At 68.6% G+C, this 15,915-nt stretch carries 12 protein-coding genes; 1 reads left to right on the top strand and 11 read right to left on the bottom strand.

Features of this window, described 5'->3' with window-relative positions:
* Positions 1-18 precede the first annotated feature (18 nt).
* The 11 genes from AB0M22_RS33035 to AB0M22_RS32985 all read right to left on the bottom strand — a co-directional run bounded on the left by AB0M22_RS33035 (position 19) and on the right by AB0M22_RS32985 (position 14,600).
* Positions 19-2,706: a fumarate reductase/succinate dehydrogenase flavoprotein subunit gene (locus tag AB0M22_RS33035; RefSeq protein WP_364735280.1), complete on the bottom strand. Its 2,688-nt coding sequence runs from the start codon at positions 2,704-2,706 to the stop codon at positions 19-21.
* Positions 2,703-3,440, bottom strand: coding sequence for an ABC transporter ATP-binding protein (locus AB0M22_RS33030; RefSeq protein ID WP_364735278.1), 738 nt, complete (start codon positions 3,438-3,440; stop codon positions 2,703-2,705). Before AB0M22_RS33030 ends, AB0M22_RS33035 begins: the two co-directional genes overlap by 4 nt.
* Positions 3,437-4,315: an ABC transporter permease gene (locus AB0M22_RS33025; RefSeq protein WP_364735275.1), complete on the bottom strand. Its 879-nt coding sequence runs from the start codon at positions 4,313-4,315 to the stop codon at positions 3,437-3,439. Before AB0M22_RS33025 ends, AB0M22_RS33030 begins: the two co-directional genes overlap by 4 nt.
* Positions 4,312-5,739, bottom strand: a complete 1,428-nt coding sequence (locus tag AB0M22_RS33020) for an ABC transporter substrate-binding protein (protein ID WP_364735273.1) — start codon at positions 5,737-5,739, stop codon at positions 4,312-4,314. The genes AB0M22_RS33025 and AB0M22_RS33020 overlap by 4 nt, the downstream gene beginning before the upstream one ends.
* 12 nt (positions 5,740-5,751) lie before the next feature.
* Positions 5,752-5,979, bottom strand: a complete 228-nt coding sequence (locus AB0M22_RS33015; RefSeq protein ID WP_014984269.1) for a ferredoxin family protein — start codon at positions 5,977-5,979, stop codon at positions 5,752-5,754.
* The gene (locus AB0M22_RS33010) at positions 5,980-6,765 is read right to left on the bottom strand and encodes a GntR family transcriptional regulator (protein ID WP_364735270.1); all 786 of its coding nucleotides are present in this window, start codon (positions 6,763-6,765) and stop codon (positions 5,980-5,982) included.
* A gap of 184 nt (positions 6,766-6,949) precedes the next feature.
* Positions 6,950-7,942 (bottom strand): pyridoxal-phosphate dependent enzyme, encoded by a 993-nt coding sequence (locus tag AB0M22_RS33005; protein ID WP_364735268.1) that lies wholly within the window; start codon positions 7,940-7,942, stop codon positions 6,950-6,952.
* 1 nt (position 7,943) lies between these two features.
* Positions 7,944-8,570 carry a QsdR family transcriptional regulator gene (locus AB0M22_RS33000; protein WP_364735266.1) on the bottom strand — a complete coding sequence of 209 codons (627 nt, stop codon included), beginning with the start codon at positions 8,568-8,570 and terminating at the stop codon, positions 7,944-7,946.
* 35 nt (positions 8,571-8,605) lie between these two features.
* The gene (locus AB0M22_RS32995; RefSeq protein WP_364735264.1) at positions 8,606-10,402 is read right to left on the bottom strand and encodes an acyl-CoA dehydrogenase; all 1,797 of its coding nucleotides are present in this window, start codon (positions 10,400-10,402) and stop codon (positions 8,606-8,608) included.
* 117 nt (positions 10,403-10,519) lie between these two features.
* On the bottom strand, positions 10,520-11,641 hold the full coding sequence (locus tag AB0M22_RS32990) for a CaiB/BaiF CoA-transferase family protein (RefSeq protein WP_364735262.1): 1,122 nt from the start codon (positions 11,639-11,641) through the stop codon (positions 10,520-10,522).
* Positions 11,642-11,780: 139 nt separating this feature from the next.
* Positions 11,781-14,600: an AAA family ATPase gene (locus tag AB0M22_RS32985; RefSeq protein ID WP_364735260.1), complete on the bottom strand. Its 2,820-nt coding sequence runs from the start codon at positions 14,598-14,600 to the stop codon at positions 11,781-11,783.
* Positions 14,601-14,717: 117 nt separating this feature from the next.
* On the opposite strand from AB0M22_RS32985, the gene AB0M22_RS32980 reads away from it, so the two are divergent.
* Positions 14,718-15,875, top strand: a complete 1,158-nt coding sequence (locus tag AB0M22_RS32980) for an epoxide hydrolase family protein (RefSeq protein WP_364735258.1) — start codon at positions 14,718-14,720, stop codon at positions 15,873-15,875.
* The last annotated feature ends 40 nt before the right edge of the window (positions 15,876-15,915 follow it).

Here is a 15,915-nt window from a genome sequence, read left to right as displayed (position 1 = left end):
GGTCTTGAATGTCCGTTTTCAGCGGGTGGTCTGCGGTAACGCGCGCCGGGCGTAGGCGCGCACGTCGGCGTCGACGTCATCGATGGCGCGTTCGAGGGCGTCGATCGCGTCCCGGTTGTCCGGCCAGGTGGTCAGCGCGAGCACGGCCGCCTTGCGCACATCGAGATGCGGATCGTTCAACGCTTCGGCCAGAATCGGTACGGCGGAATCGGATTCGGCACCCGCCAGGCCGCGGGCCGCGCCGACTCGGACCTGCCAGGCCGAATGTCGCAGTGCGGCAGACAGTTCCGCGACATCTTTCGGGTCCGGGCGGATCACCGCGAACGCCGCCGACGCCGCGGCCCGGACGAGCGGGTCGTGATCCTTGGCCAGAACCCGGATCACCTCGGGCCCACCGCCGCCGATGGCCGCCAGGCCCTGCGCCACCGCGATACGAACCTCACGGATGCCGTCGCCGGCGACGGACGAAACCGCCTGCCGATCATCGAGCGACACCAGCGCGCGAACCGCTTCGATCCGCACTCGATGATCCGTATCCGACAGTGCCGCAGCGTATTGCGGAGCCGAACCCGCCCGCAACGCCCGCAACAGATCGATGACCGTGGCCCGCACAACAGCATCGGGCGACCCGAGCCGCTCGGCCAATCCGGTTGCGCCAGGCAACACCTCGACGAGTTCCCGCAGGCTCGCCGCGGCCGCCCGCCGAACCGCGGCGACATCATCGTCGAGCGCCTCGACCAGCACCGCGGCGAAACCCTCCGGCGTGTTCTCGGTGAGCATGGAGAGCGCCGCCACCCGCACTCCACTGTCTTCATCGGTCAGGTAACTCGACAGCTCGACCACCGTCGGCGCATCCAGGGCGAGCAACGCGACGAGACGAGGCGAAGGGGGAGTGACGGTTTCGCGAACCGCACCGACCTCGTCGGCCTGCTGCGGCGCGCGACCACCGAGCGGCGCCGGCTGGTGCACCGGAACGATGGTCGGATCGGTGGACGTCAAATCATCGAGTCCAGGAACCGGAACCAGATAGGGCGCGACCGGCCGCTTCAGGAATTCCATGGTGCCGTCGGCATTCTTCCGAAGATTGAGGTGATACCGCCAGTCGACATCGTCGCGCTCCGGGATATCGGCGCGATCGTGATACAGACCCCATCGAGACTCGGTGCGGGTCAACGAACTACGCGCCGCCATCTCGGCGCAATCCCGGATGAACGACACCTCCGCGGCCCGCATCAGCTCATGCGGCGTTCGGGCCCCGATCTCCGCGATCTCACCCCGCATCCGCTCGAACGTCTCGACCGCGATCGACAGCTTGGCGGCCGTCTTCGGCGGCGCCACATAATCATTGACGAACCGGCGCAGCTTGTACTCGACTTGCGGCTGCGGCGGACCTTCCGGATGGCGCAACGGCCGGTAGATCAACTCGTGCGCCTCGGCCAGCTGATCCTCCGGCAGCTCGGCCGGGGCCGCGACCGCATCGAGCGTCGACGCGGCGTGCGCACCGGCCAGATCGCCGAAAACGAACGCACCGATCATGTAGTTGTGCGGCACACACGCCAGATCGCCCGCCGCATAGAGGCCGGGCACCGTGGTCCGCGCATGCTCGTCCACCCACACTCCAGAAGCGGAATGTCCACCACACAAACCGATCTCGGAGATATGCATCTCGATATCGTGCGTGCGATAGTCGTGCCCGCGATTGGCATGGAAGGTCCCGCGGGTCGGCCGCTCCGTCGTGTGCAGAATCCCCTCCAACGTGGAGAGCGTCTCATCCGGCAGATGCGAAACCTTGAGATAGATAGGCCCGCGCGCGGATTCGATCTCCCGCTTGACCTCCGCCATCATCGCCCCCGACCAGTAGTCGGAGTCCACGAACCGCTCACCCTGCGCGTTCACCTGATACCCGCCGAACGGATTGGCGACATACGCACACGCCGGCCCGTTGTAATCCTTGATCAGCGGGTTGATCTGGAAGCATTCGATGCCGCTCAGCTCCGCGCCCGCGTGATAGGCCATCGAATACCCGTCGCCCGCGTTGGTCGGATTCTCGTACGTGCCATACAGATAACCCGAAGCGGGCAACCCGAGCCGGCCACACGGACCGGTCGCCAGAATCACCGACTTGGCGCCGACGACCACGAATTCACCGGTGCGCGTGTTCAATGCGGCCGCGCCCACGGCGCGCCCGCCCTCGGTCAGCACCCGCACCGGCATCAGCCGGTTCTCGATCCGGATCTTCTCCCGCATCTTCCGTTGCCGGAGCACGCGATACAGCGCCTTCTTGACGTCCTTACCTTCGGGCATCGGCAGCACATAGGAACCCGACCGATGCACCCGCCGCACCGCGTACTCGCCGTACTCGTCCTTCTCGAACTTCACCCCGTACCGTTCGAGCCGCTGCACCATGGCGAAGCCACGGGTGGCGGTCTGATACACGGTGCGCTGGTTGACGATTCCGTCATTGGCCCGGGTGATCTCGGCGACGTAATCCTCCGGCTCCGCCTTGCCGGGAATGACGGCATTGTTCACGCCGTCCATCCCCATCGCGAGCGCCCCGGAGTGCCGCACGTGCGCCTTCTCCAGCAGCAGCACGTCCGCGCCTGCCTCGGCGGCGGTGAGCGCGGCCATGGTGCCGGCGGTACCGCCGCCGATGACCAGCACGTCGCAGTCCAGCCGGACCCGATCCGACAGCTCCGGAATGTTCACAGATTCTCCAAGATCTCGGCCCGCACCGAGCGCCGATCGACGTCCTGACGCGGGTTCGGCACGTCGACGACCGCGCGGAGGGTGCCGCCGCCGAGCACGGCGATGCGATCGCCGAGCAGCAGGGCCTCGTCCAGATCGTGGGTGACGAAGACGATGGTGGTCGGGTGCGCGCGCCAGGTGTCGATCAGCAGGCGCTGCATGGTCGCGCGGGTCTGGGTGTCCAGCGCGCCGAACGGCTCGTCCATGAGCACGGCGCGGGGTGCGCCGGCGAGGCTGCGCGCCAACTGAACTCGCTGGCGCATACCGCCGGACAGATCGCGGGGCAGGAAGTCGGCGTACCCGGTGAGGCCGATCTCGCTCACCCAATGTTGCGCCCGCTCTTTGCGTTTGCCGCGCGGCAGGCCACGCAGCCGCAAGGGGAGTTCGATGTTCTGCCGGACGGTGCGCCACGGCAGCAGCGCGTCGTCCTGGAAGACCAGGGCGCGGTCGGCCGAGGGCCCGGTGACGGTCGCGTCGTCGGCCAGCACCGTACCGCCCTGCGGCGTCCGCAATCCGGCGAGCGCGCGCAGCACCGTGGACTTCCCGCAGCCGGATTTGCCGACCAGGACCAGGATTTCGCCGGGCGCGACATCGAGATCGAGCCCGTCGACGACGGTCCGGTCACCATAGGAGATCCGGACACCGTTGAGCCGCAACCGCATTCCGGTCGTTTCGAGCGATACCGTGGCGGTCATTCGGACACCTCTCTAGGGAGCCAGCGGGTGATCCGGCGACCGGCCAGCTCGACGATCCCGGACGTGCCGAAGCCGAGGATGCCGATGGTGATCATGCCGACGAACACGGCCGGATAGTCGACGATGGTGTAGGCCTGCCAGGTGCGATAACCGACGCCGAGCCGGCCGGAGATCATCTCCGCGGAGATGAGACAGATCCAGGCGACGCCCATGCCCACCGACAGCCCACTGAACACGCCGGGCAGGATCCCCGGAAAAACCACGCGCACCAGCACACCGACCCGCGAAGCGCCCAGCGTCCGCACGGCGTCCTCCCAGACCGTCGGCAACGCACGCACCGCATGCCGGGTACTGACCAGCACCGGAAACACCGACGCGGTGAAGGTGATGAACACCATGCCGGACTCGTCGCTCGGGAACATCAGGATCGCCACCGGCACCAACGCGATCGCCGGAATGGGACGGGCCAGCTCGGTGAGCGGGCCGAAAACATCGGCCAGCAGCCGGGATCGACCGAGCCCGATGCCGGCCAGCACGCCGACCACCGCGGCGAGCCCGAACCCGGTGACGATCCGGATCAACGACTGGGCGACATCCAGGTAATACTGATGCGAGCCCAGATGCTTGCCGAACTCGGCGATGATCTCGGTGACCGTGGGCAGCGTGTCGAACCGGAGCCCGGCCCGGACATTGTTGACGGTGAGCAGTTGCCACAGACCGACCGCGGCGGCGACCGATGCCACCCGGATCAGCCGGGACTGCCAAAGTCCCTTGCGCTGCTTGCCATCACCGCGTTCGAGCGGCTCCGCCGCGTCCTGCACAGGAAGGACCGAGGCAACAGTGATCTGTGTCTTCGTCGGGACTTCGGTTGTCATTGGCGGACTTCCGTGACGGCTTGGTCATACGACACGTTCACCGCGGCCGGATGTGCCTGCCGATACCGCTGCGCCGCAGCCGGAGTCGTGAACGGCAGGAACACATCACCATCACGCACCCAACTCGCCTTGTCGGCGAACCACCGCGTGCCGAGCTCAGCATCGGGGATATACGCGGCCCGGACCACCTTGCCCTGTGCCTTGGCGGTCTGCACCGCCCGCAGCAGGCACCCGGCATCGGCGGCAGGCTGCGGCCGATCAGCCCCGTCGATCCACACCTCACCGGCCCGCGCCGAATCCGTCACGGCCCGACCGCAGATCGGATCGGTGCCACTGATCAGGCTCGGATTCGCCGTCGACGCCACCGACTTGTCGTAGTCGGCGCGCCCGTCCTCGGCGAACGCCTTCCGCAGCGGTCCACTGTCGACGAAGCGGTCGATATCCAACTCGGCGAAGTCACCGATCGACTTCAGGTACGGCACATCACCTTTCAACGCGTCGATCAGGCTCGGCTTGAGCGTGGTGTCGAAAGACGTTCCGCCCGGCCCGTTGTAGAGGTAGACGACCTCCTGCGGCAGCCCCGACCCATCCGCCACGATCTTCGCGGCCTCGAACGGCTTGTCCCGCTGGAACGCCGTCGCATCGAGCTGCGCGGCCAGAAACGCCTGCAACACCTCCGGATGCTCGGCCGTGTACGCCCGCCGCGCGACCACCCCGTGGAACGTCGGCACCCCGAGTTCCGCACCGTCGTAGAGCAACTTGGCCTTGTTCTGGAACACCAGCAACCCCGGCCACGCGACGAACTGCGAAAGCGCCTGCACCTGATGCGATTCCAACGCGGTCGCGCCGATCTGCGGCTGCTGATTCAGCACCTCGACGCCCTTGCCCGCATCGATGCCCGCCCGAGTCAGCGCCTGCACCAGCGTGCCGTGCCCGGCCGACCCGACGCTGGCCGAAACCTTCTGCCCGGCCAGCTCATCGATGCTCGTCGCGGTCGAATCCGGCGACACGATAACCATGTTGAGCGCGCCCTTCGGGTTGTACCCCGTCACCGACACCAGCGCGGTCTTCGCCCGCTCGTTCGCCTGCGTCCGAGACCCGTTGATCAGCAACGGATAATCACCCATCGACCCGATGTCGATCTTCTCCGCCACCATCTGCGCGGTGATCGGCGCGCCGGTGTCGTAGTCCTGCCACTCCACCTGATACTTCGCGCCACCCCGATCGGTGATCTGCTGTAGTCGCTGCTCGAGGTACCCCTGCGCTTTGAGCAGCGTCCCGGCGGTGACGGTGTTGATGGTCTTGGACTGGTAGCCGACGACGACCTTCACGGTGCCGGCCGGGGTGTCGTTCGAACTCTCGAGGGAGCAGCCCGTCAGGGTGAGCGCGGCGGCGAGCAGGACGGGAACGAGGCGTACTTTCATCAGACTTCCAGATCAGCGGAGCAGGTAGGGCATGTTGACGGTGACGGCGCCGGTGGGACAGCGGGCGGCGCACGGGCCGCAGTACCAGCACTCGTCCACGTGCATGAAGGCCTTGCCGTTGTCCGGGTTGATGGCCAGCGAGTCGAGCGGGCAGATCTCGACGCACAGCGTGCAGCCCTGGATGCACAGCGATTCGTCGATGGTCACCGGAATATCGGTGCGCTGGTTCACGAGTGCCATCTAGAGGACCTTCCATTCGGGGGTGCTACGGGTCAGGCTGCCGCGCATGGTGATTCGGTCGCCGCGCAGGCGGATGTACTCGAGGTCGACCGGGCGGCCGTCGTCGAGGTGGGTCAGCCGTTCGAGCATCAGCAGCGGTGCGCCGCCGGGGATATCGAGGGTGGAGGCGGTGTGCGGGTCGGCCGGTACCGCTTCCAGTGCGAGGTCGGCGTGTCCGAGCGAGTGGCCGCTGATCTGTTCGAGCAGCACGAAGATGTCGGTGTGCTCCAGGTCGTGGCCGAGCAGTTCGGTGCCGATGTCGGGCACCAGGTAGGTGAGATCCAGGCTCAGCGGCATGTCCGCGAGGTAGCGCAGCCGTTCGAGGTAGACGACCCGCTCGCCGGGCGCGAGGTGCAGGCGGCGCGCGACCGCGGCCGGGGCGGTGACGTGGATGGCGACCCGGACCTCGTTGCGCACGGTGCCGTGGTCCTTGAACGTCTCCTGGAGGCCGAGCAGCGCGTCGAGGCCGTGATCGTATTTGCGGGTCGCGACCCGGGTGCCGACCTTGGGCGCCCGGTCGATCAGCCCCTCGTCCTTCAGCAGCGCGAGGGCCTCGCGCACCGTATTGCGGGACGCCTCGAATTCCGCCGCGAGCTGCTGCTCGCTGGGCAGTCCGGCATCGAATGCGCCGGCGTGCAGTTGATGCCGGAGCAGATCGGCGACTCGTCGCGCTTGATCGGCGCGCAGCCGCCGCACCGGTGGGGGTTCGGCTGCAACTTCCGCCGCCTTCCTGTCGCTGACCTGCATGGATAGCGACGATAGTGCGGAATCGGCGGCCCGGATCCCGGCGTCGGGGCGGCGGCGAATCAGGGGATGTTATTGCGCCGTCGCCACCCGGCCCCGACCTGGTGAAATGCCGGACAGACCGGCCAATACGCCACCTCGGCGGTGCGGGACCGGATTCGGATCATGCCGATTCGAATGCGGCGAGTTACCGAGGGCCGTAGGTATTGAGGAACAGCACCGGGCCCGCGCCGAAGGTGTCGGCGGTGTCGAGGTGCAGCAGGGCCGCCAATGCTTTGGCGGTGTACACGGTTTCGAGCTGGAGTCCGTCCTGCGCCGCGAGCGACTGTGCTTCGCGCGCGGCGGGAGTCGGGTGACCGTAGCCGGGGCCGAGCCAGTCGGTGGTGATGGTGAGGTCGTTTGCCTGCAACCCGGTCGGCTCGAATTGCGCACCGCGCGAACGCAACAGCCGTTCCGCCCGGGACGCCAGCCGGACGATGTGGGGCGCGTCGAGCGGGAGCGAGTCGTTGACGACAACGCCGACGACCCGCGTCCGCAACCCGGCCAGCCGCAGCCCGAGCGCCAATCCCGCTGCGGTGCCGCCGGACCCGACCGCCGTCACGATATGACTGGGCTCGGGCAGCACGCCCGCGGCGACCTGATCGGCCAATTCGAGTGCGCCCTCGACATAGCCGAGCGCGCCGAGCGGCGACGAGCCACCCACCGGCAGGAAGTAGGGGCGTTCGCGGCGGATCTTGTGCCGCAGGTACAGCAGGGGCGCGGTCACCATGGTTCGCCGCTTGGTGTGCGTGAGATGTACTGCCGCGCCGGACTTCTCCAGTCGCCGCAGTTGGGCGCGCACGTGATCGTCCATCGGCTGGTCGACCAGGGTGAGCAGGGTCGAGATGCCCTGATCGCGGCCGTACAGCGCGGTGGCGAGCCCCCAGTTGGTGCCGGTGCCGCCGACGGTGAGGATGGTGTGCGCGCCGCGCCGATGTGCCTCGGGCAGCAGCCATTCCAGCTTGCGGACCTTGTTGCCGCCCCAGCCGCCGTCGCCGTACCCGCTGTCGTCCTTGCACCACAGCGCGACTCCGGTGCCGACGTCCAGCGGGCGGATCGGCGTCGGCGCGGTGCCGAGGCGCAGATACGGCAGGGTGTCGGCGAGGTCTGGAAAACGCTTGTGCAGCAATGAGTCCGACATGTCAGCTTCCGGTGGGAGGTCTCGTGATCGCCTCGGGGATGCCGAGCAGTGCGGCCTGCACCTCGTGCAGCCGGTCGACATCCCCTCGGATGCCTGCGACATTATCGTTGTACAGGAAGGCCTCGCCCAGCCGGACCAGGGTGTAGGCGAGCAGGTCCGGTTCGACGGGTGGCCGGTAGCCGTCCTCGCGTTCGGCGCGGGCGATGAGCTCGCGCACGGTGGTGACCACCAGCGGCTGCACCGGCCCGTCGCTCGCGGTGAGAATGCGCAGCCCGGCCAGCGGCTCGTTCTCGAAGTACCGCCGGAACGGCACGTTGTCGGTCATCCAGCGGTTGACCCGGTACAGCACGTCCAGGATGCGCCGGGCCCCGGTGGAGCGCCGCTTGGCATCGGCGCGGGTGAGCAGCGCGGCGAACTCGCCGGCCAGCACCGTGCCGAGCACGCCCTCGCGCGAGCCGAACCAGCGGTAGACCGAGGCGCGGCTGAGCCCGAGCTGCGCCGCGATCGCCTGGATGTCCACCCGCTCACCGGCCAGGAACGCCTGCCGCGCGAGGTCGATGACCTCTTCCCGGGTCGCCGACGCCGGTCGGCCTGGCGGGCGGGTGGTTCGCTGGCTGGGGGTGGTCATCGGAAAATGGTACATCCTTCGAGGTGTGTACCGAATCAGAACCAGGCGTCGCGCATTTCCAGCGTAGTGGTGTCGAGGCGGGCGAGCAGGTCCAATGCCGGTGCCGTCTTGGGCAATTCGAAGCGGTAGAAGTACCGGGCCGCGTGCCGCTTGCCGTCATAGAAATCGCCGGTCTGCCCGGCGGCGGCCAGCAGCTGCTCGAGCCAGATCCAGGCCAGCACGATATGGCCGAAGGCCTCCAGGTAGACCGAGCTGTTCGCCAGCGCGGCCTCGAAATCGCCCGTGGCGAACAGACCAGCGGTTACCTCGACCAGGCGCTGCCAGGACGAATCCAGTTGCGCGGCAAGCTCGGCCGCCTCGCCGCCGGCGGCGCGCGCCGCGGTCACCGTGGCCTGCACCCGCTCGTCGAGCGCGAGCAGGCTCGCGCCACCCTGCTGGGTTACCTTGCGCCCCAGCAGATCCAGGCCCTGGATGCCGTGCGTGCCCTCGTGGATCGGGTTGAGCCGGTTGTCCCGGTAGTGCTGCTCGACGTTGTATTCGCGGGTGTAGCCGTAACCGCCGAGCACCTGGATGGCGAGGTTGTTCGCCTCCAGGCACCATTGCGACGGCCAGCTCTTGGCGATCGGGGTGAGAATGTCGAGCAGCAGCGTGAGTGCCTTCTTCTCGTCTGCCGATTCGGCGGTCTGCTGCTCGTCGACCAGCCGCGCGCAGTAGAGCACCAGCGCCAGCGCGCCCTCGGTATAGGACTTCTGCGCCAACAGCATTCGCTTGACGTCCGCGTGCTCGATGATCGGCCGCTGCGGTGCGGTCGGATCGGCGGGCAGCTTCGCCCGGCCCTGCGCGCGGGTGCGGGCGTAGTCGAGTGACTCGAGGTAGCCGGTGTAGCCGAGCGCCGAGGCGACCATGCCGACGCCGATCCGCGCTTCGTTCATCATGTGGAACATGTAGCTGAGCCCGCGATGCGGCTCGCCGACCAGGTAGCCGACCGCGCCCGCGGCGCCGTTCGGCGTCCAGCGGCCCTCGCCGAAGTTGAGCACGGTGTTGACCGTGCCGCGGAAGCCCATCTTGTGGTTGAGCCCGGCCAGCGCGACGTCGTTGCGTTCGCCGACCGTGCCGTCGTCCTCGGCCAGGAACCGCGGCACGACGAACAGCGAGATGCCCTTGGTGCCCGCCGGTCCGCCGGGGATCTTCGCCAGCACCAGGTGCACGATGTTCTCGCCGAGCTCGTGATCGCCGCCGGAGATCCACATCTTCGTGCCGAACAGCCGGTAGGTGCCGTCGTCCTGTGGTTCGGCGCGGGTGACGATGTCGGCCAGCGAGGAGCCCGCCTGCGGCTCGGACAGGCACATGGTGCCGAAGAACCGGCCCTCGAGCATCGGGCGGACGAACCGGTCGGTGAACTCCGGGCCGGTATGGGTCAGCAGCAGATTCGCGTTCGCGACGGTGAGGAACGAGTAGCCGGAGGTGCCGGGGTTGGCCGCCTGGAACCACGCGTAGCTCGCCTGCGCGACGGTGACCGGCAGCTGCGACCCGCCGAGTTCGTAATCCATTGCCGCGGCGGGCAATCCGGCCTTGGCGAAGGCGGCGAGCGCGGTGGCCACCTCGGGGATGATGGTGACCCGTTCGCCGTCGAAGGTCGGCTCGTTCGCGTCGTTGAGCTTGTTGTGCGGCGCGAAGTATTTGGTGGCCAGCTGCTCGCTGAGCTCGAGCACCGCGTCGAAGGTCTCGCGCGAATGATCTGCGTAGCGCTCACGTTTGATGAGCTGCTCGACGTTCAACCACTCGTACAGCAGGAAGTCGAGATCGCGCCGGGAAAGCAGCGTGGAACGCATCAGCCGTCCTTTCGAGACATGTGCCAACCACTGTATCTTACGGTCGGCAGCTCAGCAGCCGCTCCCCGCGCATGGATCAAGGTAGTGCACGGGGAGCGGCTGTGCGTCGAAGTCGGCTCAGCTGGTCACGCGATCGATCTGCTCGGCCTGAACGCCCCAGCCGGACAGCAGCTTTCGGACCTGTTCCGGATCCGACGAGAGCGGGGCCGGGGTATCGATCGGGGTGCGGTCGAAGCGCGGCGCGGGTGCGGGCTGGAGCACGCCGTCGACCTCGATGAACGCGTTGCGCGCCTGGTTGTGCGGGTGTTCGTGGGCCTCCCACGGGCTCAGCACCGGGGCGACGCAGGCGTCGGAGCCGGCGAAGACCTCGGCCCATTCGTCGCGGGTGCGCTCCTTGAACTTGGCGCCGAGCACCTCTTTCAGCTGCGGCCAGCCGTTCTTGTCCAGCTGGAACGGCAGGTCCGGGTCGTCGATGCCGAGCAGGGCGAGCATCTGGTTGTAGAACGGGATCTCCACACAGCCGACCGCGAGGAACTGGCCGTCCGCGCATTCGTAGGTGTCGTAGAACGGCGCGCCGCCGTCGAGCATGTTCTCCCCGCGCGGGAAGTTCCACAGGCCGAGGTGGTGCAGGCCGTGCATGGACGCGGTGAACAGCGCGGAACCGTCCACCATGGCCGCGTCGACCACCTGACCCTTGCCGGAACGTTCGCGCTCGTAGAGTGCGCCGAGCACGCCGAGCGCGAGCAGCAGGCCGCCGCCGGCGAAGTCGCCGAGCATGTTCGCGGGCGGCACCGGCGGTTCCCCGGCGCGGCCGACCAAGCCGAGCGCGCCGGAGATCGCGATGTAGTCGATGTCGTGGCCCGCGGTGTGCGCCAGCGGACCCTCCTGGCCCCAGCCGGTCATCCGGCCGTAGACCAGGCGCGGGTTGCGGGCCGCGAGGTCGGCGGGACCGAAGCCGAGGCGTTCGGCGACGCCGGGGCGGAACCCCTCGATGAGTACGTCCGCGTGATCAGTAAGCCCGAGCAGCGTCTCCCGGTCGGCGGGCTGCTTGAGATCCAGTGTGATGCTGTGCTTTCCGCGATCCAGCGGACCCGCGGGCGAGACGATGCCCGCACCAGGGGCGCCGCCGCGGTCGACGCGCAGCACCTCCGCGCCGAGATCGGCCAGGATCATCGCGCCGAACGGGCCGGGGGCGAGACTGGCGATCTCGATGACTTTCACTCCGTGCAGTGGTCCCATGTCTCCGCTCTCTGTCGTCCTCGACGAGGGCATGCGGCCACGGCCGAACCCCACCCGTCCGGATCGGTGACCTGAGGTTAAGCCGGTTCGGGGAGTGCCGCCAATGACCGTCCCGCTCGATAGGACATGACCGGAGCGCTCATTCCCCCTCGGTATCCAGCAGGCGCTGGGTGTGCGCGGCGGCGGCCGCCTCGGTGCGTGAGGCGACGCCGAGTTTGGTGAGAATGCGGGAGACGTGCACGCCCGCGGTGTTGCCGCTGATGAAGAGTTCGGCGGCGATCTGCCGATTGCTCAGTCCTTTCGCGACCAGGCGCAGGACGTCGAGTTCGCGCGGGGTGAGGCCGAAAGTCGTTGGGCGCGTGCCGGTCCGTTCGGGTGCGCGGTCGGTGAGTGCGAGTCCGGCGCGCTCGGCCGTACGGTGGGCCGTCGTCGTCAGGGGAGTGGCGCCCAGATCGGCGGCGAGGTCGGCGACTTCACGCAGCGCGGTCTGCGCGGCCGCCCGATTGCCCACGGCCAGTTCGGCTTCGGCGCAGCCGAGGAGGGCGGCGGCCAATTCGTAGGGCTGATTCAGTGCGCGCCAGGCGGATACCGCCTCGTGCCATGCGGTGGGAGTGGACCCGCGGGTGGCGACGAAGACGGCGCGGTGCGCGGCGTCGACCGGGCCGGTGATCGGCAGGGATTCGGCGATTCCGTCGAGATCCGTTGGCAGTTCGGCTATCCCGGCCGAGTGGACGAGCAGTGGCCACACCTCGTGGTGGTAGGCGGCGAGATCGTCCGCCGACAGTGCGTCGGTGCAGATCTGTGCCGCGCGCTGCATCTGGCCGAGTGCGAGGGCGATCGTGCACCGGACGGTGCGCAGTTGGAGCTGGTACTGCCGGGCCCATGGCCCGTCGCTCAGCAGACCCGCGGCGGTTTCGGCGCTGGTGCCTGCCGCGATCGAATCACCCTGCGCCACGGCAATTCTGGCGTGCGCGAGCAGGAGCGCGGCCCTGCTCAGCGGGGGCAACTGCTCGGTCAGCGATTCGTCGATGCGATCGAGCGCCTCCGGCCAGCGGCCGAGCGCGGTCAGGGCCTGGGCCCACTTGACCAGCAGGATGGGACCTGCCTCGGCGAAGCGAAACGTCTCGTGGGCGGCGCGCAAGCCCTGCTGGATCGTCGCGATCGCGGCGGTGTGCGCGCCCGCCGTGACCAGCACGGCCGACTCCCAGAGCGCCACCGAGAGCAGGGCCTGCGGGTCGGCGGCGGCCGTCGCCGCGGCGCGGGCCCGGCCGAAATGGGCGACCGCGGTATCGAATCGAGCGGCGGTCGCCAGGCCGAGGTAGGCGTAGGCGCGGGCGGCCAGGGCCTGGGCGTCGAGCTGTTCGGCCACCTCGACGGCGGCCAGCGCGTTGCTTTCGGCCGCGGCCGTGTCGCTGCGGAAGGCTTGGGCGACGGCCAGTTCGGCGAGTACCTGACCGCGTAGCTCGGTCGGCGGGTGCGCGGGCAACAGCTCGAGCGCACGGCGGAGGTCGTCGTCCGATCCACGGCTGCTGTGGTTCTTCAGACCGGCCCGATGGTGGAACAGGCGGGCCGCGCGCTGCGGTGCGCCGGCGGTATCCACCAGCAGCAGCGCCTCGTCGGCGGCCTCGACGCCGCGTTCGACAAGACCGGCTTGGTAGCAGGCGTCGACGATCCGCTCGAGGACCTCGAGCCGTTCGGTGGCGACCTGTCGCGCCGCCGGCGCCTGATCCCAGAGTTCGAGCACGCGATCGAGGTGACGCAGCCGTTCGGCGTGTGCACCGGCGGATTCCGCGTTCTCGGCGGCGGTCCACGAGGCTTCGAGCGCCAGCGGCAGCTCACCGGCGGCGTGTGCGTGATAGGCGAGCTGACCCGCGCTCGACGGTTCGCGGTTCGCGGCCAGCGCGCGGGACAGCTTGGCGTGCAGGTGCTTTCGCTCGATCGGCAGCATGTGGTCGTAGACCGCGTCGCGAATCAGTATGTGCCGGAACTCGTATCCGGTGTCGTGCGCGGTGAGCACCTGCTGGTCGATGAGCTGACGGAGCGCGCGATGCAGCGCGTCCGGGCCGAGGTCGGTGGCCGACTCCAGCAAGGCGTGCGGCACCGGCGATCCCACGACGGCGGTAAGACGCAGCAGCGTCTGGGTCTCCGGCGGCAGACCGGCGTGCTGCTCGATCAGCAGTTCCGACAGCTCGTCGGGGCTGTCCGGCGCGCTGCTGAGCGCCTCGACGAACAGCGGAATCCCATTGCTTCGCTCGAAGATTCGCGAAATGGTTCCGGGCTCCGGCTCGCGGCCGAACAGCGCGGCGAGTTGCCTGCCGACCTCGTGCCGGGTCAGCGGCGCGGGAGCGACTACCCGCACACCGGGATCGCGGCGCAGGCCCGCGACCAGCCTGCGCATTGCCGCGGAATCCGCCGGGCGGTAGGTGCCGACCAGCAGCAGATCGCGTTGCGCCGAGTTGGCCAGCAGAAACGTGAGCAGCTCGCGGCTCGAATCGTCGGCCCAGTGCAGATCCTCCAGCACGACGACCACTGGTTGTCGGACGGCGAGTTGTTCGAGCACGGTAAGGATCTCGCCGAACAACCGAATCCGATCGGACTCGGCCGCCGCCGAACCCGCTTGCGCCGCCAACTCCGGCAGCCACCGGGACAACGCCGGACGGCTCACCGGAAGCAACGTGACCAGCTCCGCCACACCGAGCTGTCGCAGCAGCGCGCGCATGACCGCGACGAACGGCGCGAACGGCACGCCGTCACTGGCGAATTCGGGACACCGACCGGCCAGCACCACGGTGTCCGCGCTGAGCCGGGTCCGGAACTCGGCGACGAGCCGGGACTTGCCGAGTCCGGCTTCGCCGGCGATCAGCACGGTGTGCACTTCGGGATCCTGGTAGGCCTCCCGCAGTGCGGACAGTTCCGCGGCCCGCCCGACGAAGGCACCGCGGACGGGAAGGCTCACCACTCCGCGATCATGCCCGGCCCGAGCGGCTTATGCCAGTCCGCCCGCCGGGCAGCGACCGCCGGAAATAACGAATTCTCGTGATTCGCCACCCCCCTCGTTACCCGAAGTATTCATGTCATGACGAACAACGAGATCCGCCCTTTCCGCATCGAGATCCCGCAGGCCGACCTAGACGACCTGCGCGACCGGCTGGCCCGCACCCGCTGGATCGACGACCTGCCGGGCACCGGCTGGGAGCGCGGCGTGCCGACCGCGTACCTGAAGGAACTCGCCGGCTACTGGGCGGAGAAGTTCGATTGGCGCGCTACCGAGGCCGAGCTGAACAAGTACCCGCAGTTCACCACCACCATCGACGGGCAGAACGTGCATTTCCTGCACATCCGCTCGGCCGAGGCGGACGCCACCCCGCTGCTCCTGCTGCACGGCTGGCCCAGCTCGGTGATCGACTTCCTCGACCTGATCGGCCCGCTCACCGACCCGAAAGCGCACGAAGCGCCGGACGCGCCTGCGTTCCACCTGGTCATCCCGTCCCTGCCGGGGCACGGCTTCTCCGGGCCGATCACCGAGGCGGGCTGGGACGACGGCCGGGTCGCGGCCGCGCTGGCCGAGCTGATGGCCCGGCTCGACTACGACCGCTACGGCGTGCAGGGCGGTGATCACGGCGCGTTCATCGCCCCGCGGCTCGGCCGGGTGGACGCCGACCATGTGCTCGGCGTGCACGTGAACGCGCTGGTCACCTTCCCGACCGGCGACCCGGCCGACCTGGCCGCGCTGACCGAGGCCGAGCAGCAGCGGCTGGGCCGGATGAAGAACTTCCAAAACGACGGCGCGGCCTACATGAATCTGAAGGGTTCCCGGCCGAACACCCTCGCGCAACTGGTGGCCGATTCGCCGGCCGGGCAACTCGGCTGGATCGTGGAGAAGTACAAGGAATGGGTCGACCAGGCGAACGAGCTGCCCGAGCAGGCGATCGACCGGGACCGGCTGCTGGCCAACGTCAGCGTCTACTGGTTCACCGCTACCGCGCGCAGCGTGGCGAACTACTACTACGAGCGGTTCCACGACGCGAGCATGTTCGCGCCGCAGCCGAAGGGCACCGTGCCGACCGGGGTCGCGGTGTTCAAGGACGGCGACTACGCCATCCGCCGGTTCGCCGAGTGGGTGCACAACGTCACCTACTGGTCGGAGTTCTACTCCGGCGGTCACTTTCCGGCGCTCGAGGTGCCCGAACTGCTCACCGGTGATGTGCGCGAGTTCTTCCGCACGCTGATCTGAGCGCGAAAGCCGAAGGGGCAGGCAGCTATCCGCTGTCTGC

Origin of the sequence: Nocardia sp. NPDC051756 (assembly GCF_040681495.1) — a bacterium.
Taxonomy (GTDB): Bacteria; Actinomycetota; Actinomycetes; order Mycobacteriales; family Mycobacteriaceae; genus Nocardia.
The sequence above is the reverse complement of the archived record's forward strand: the minus strand, read 5'-3'. Positions and strand labels throughout refer to the sequence as shown.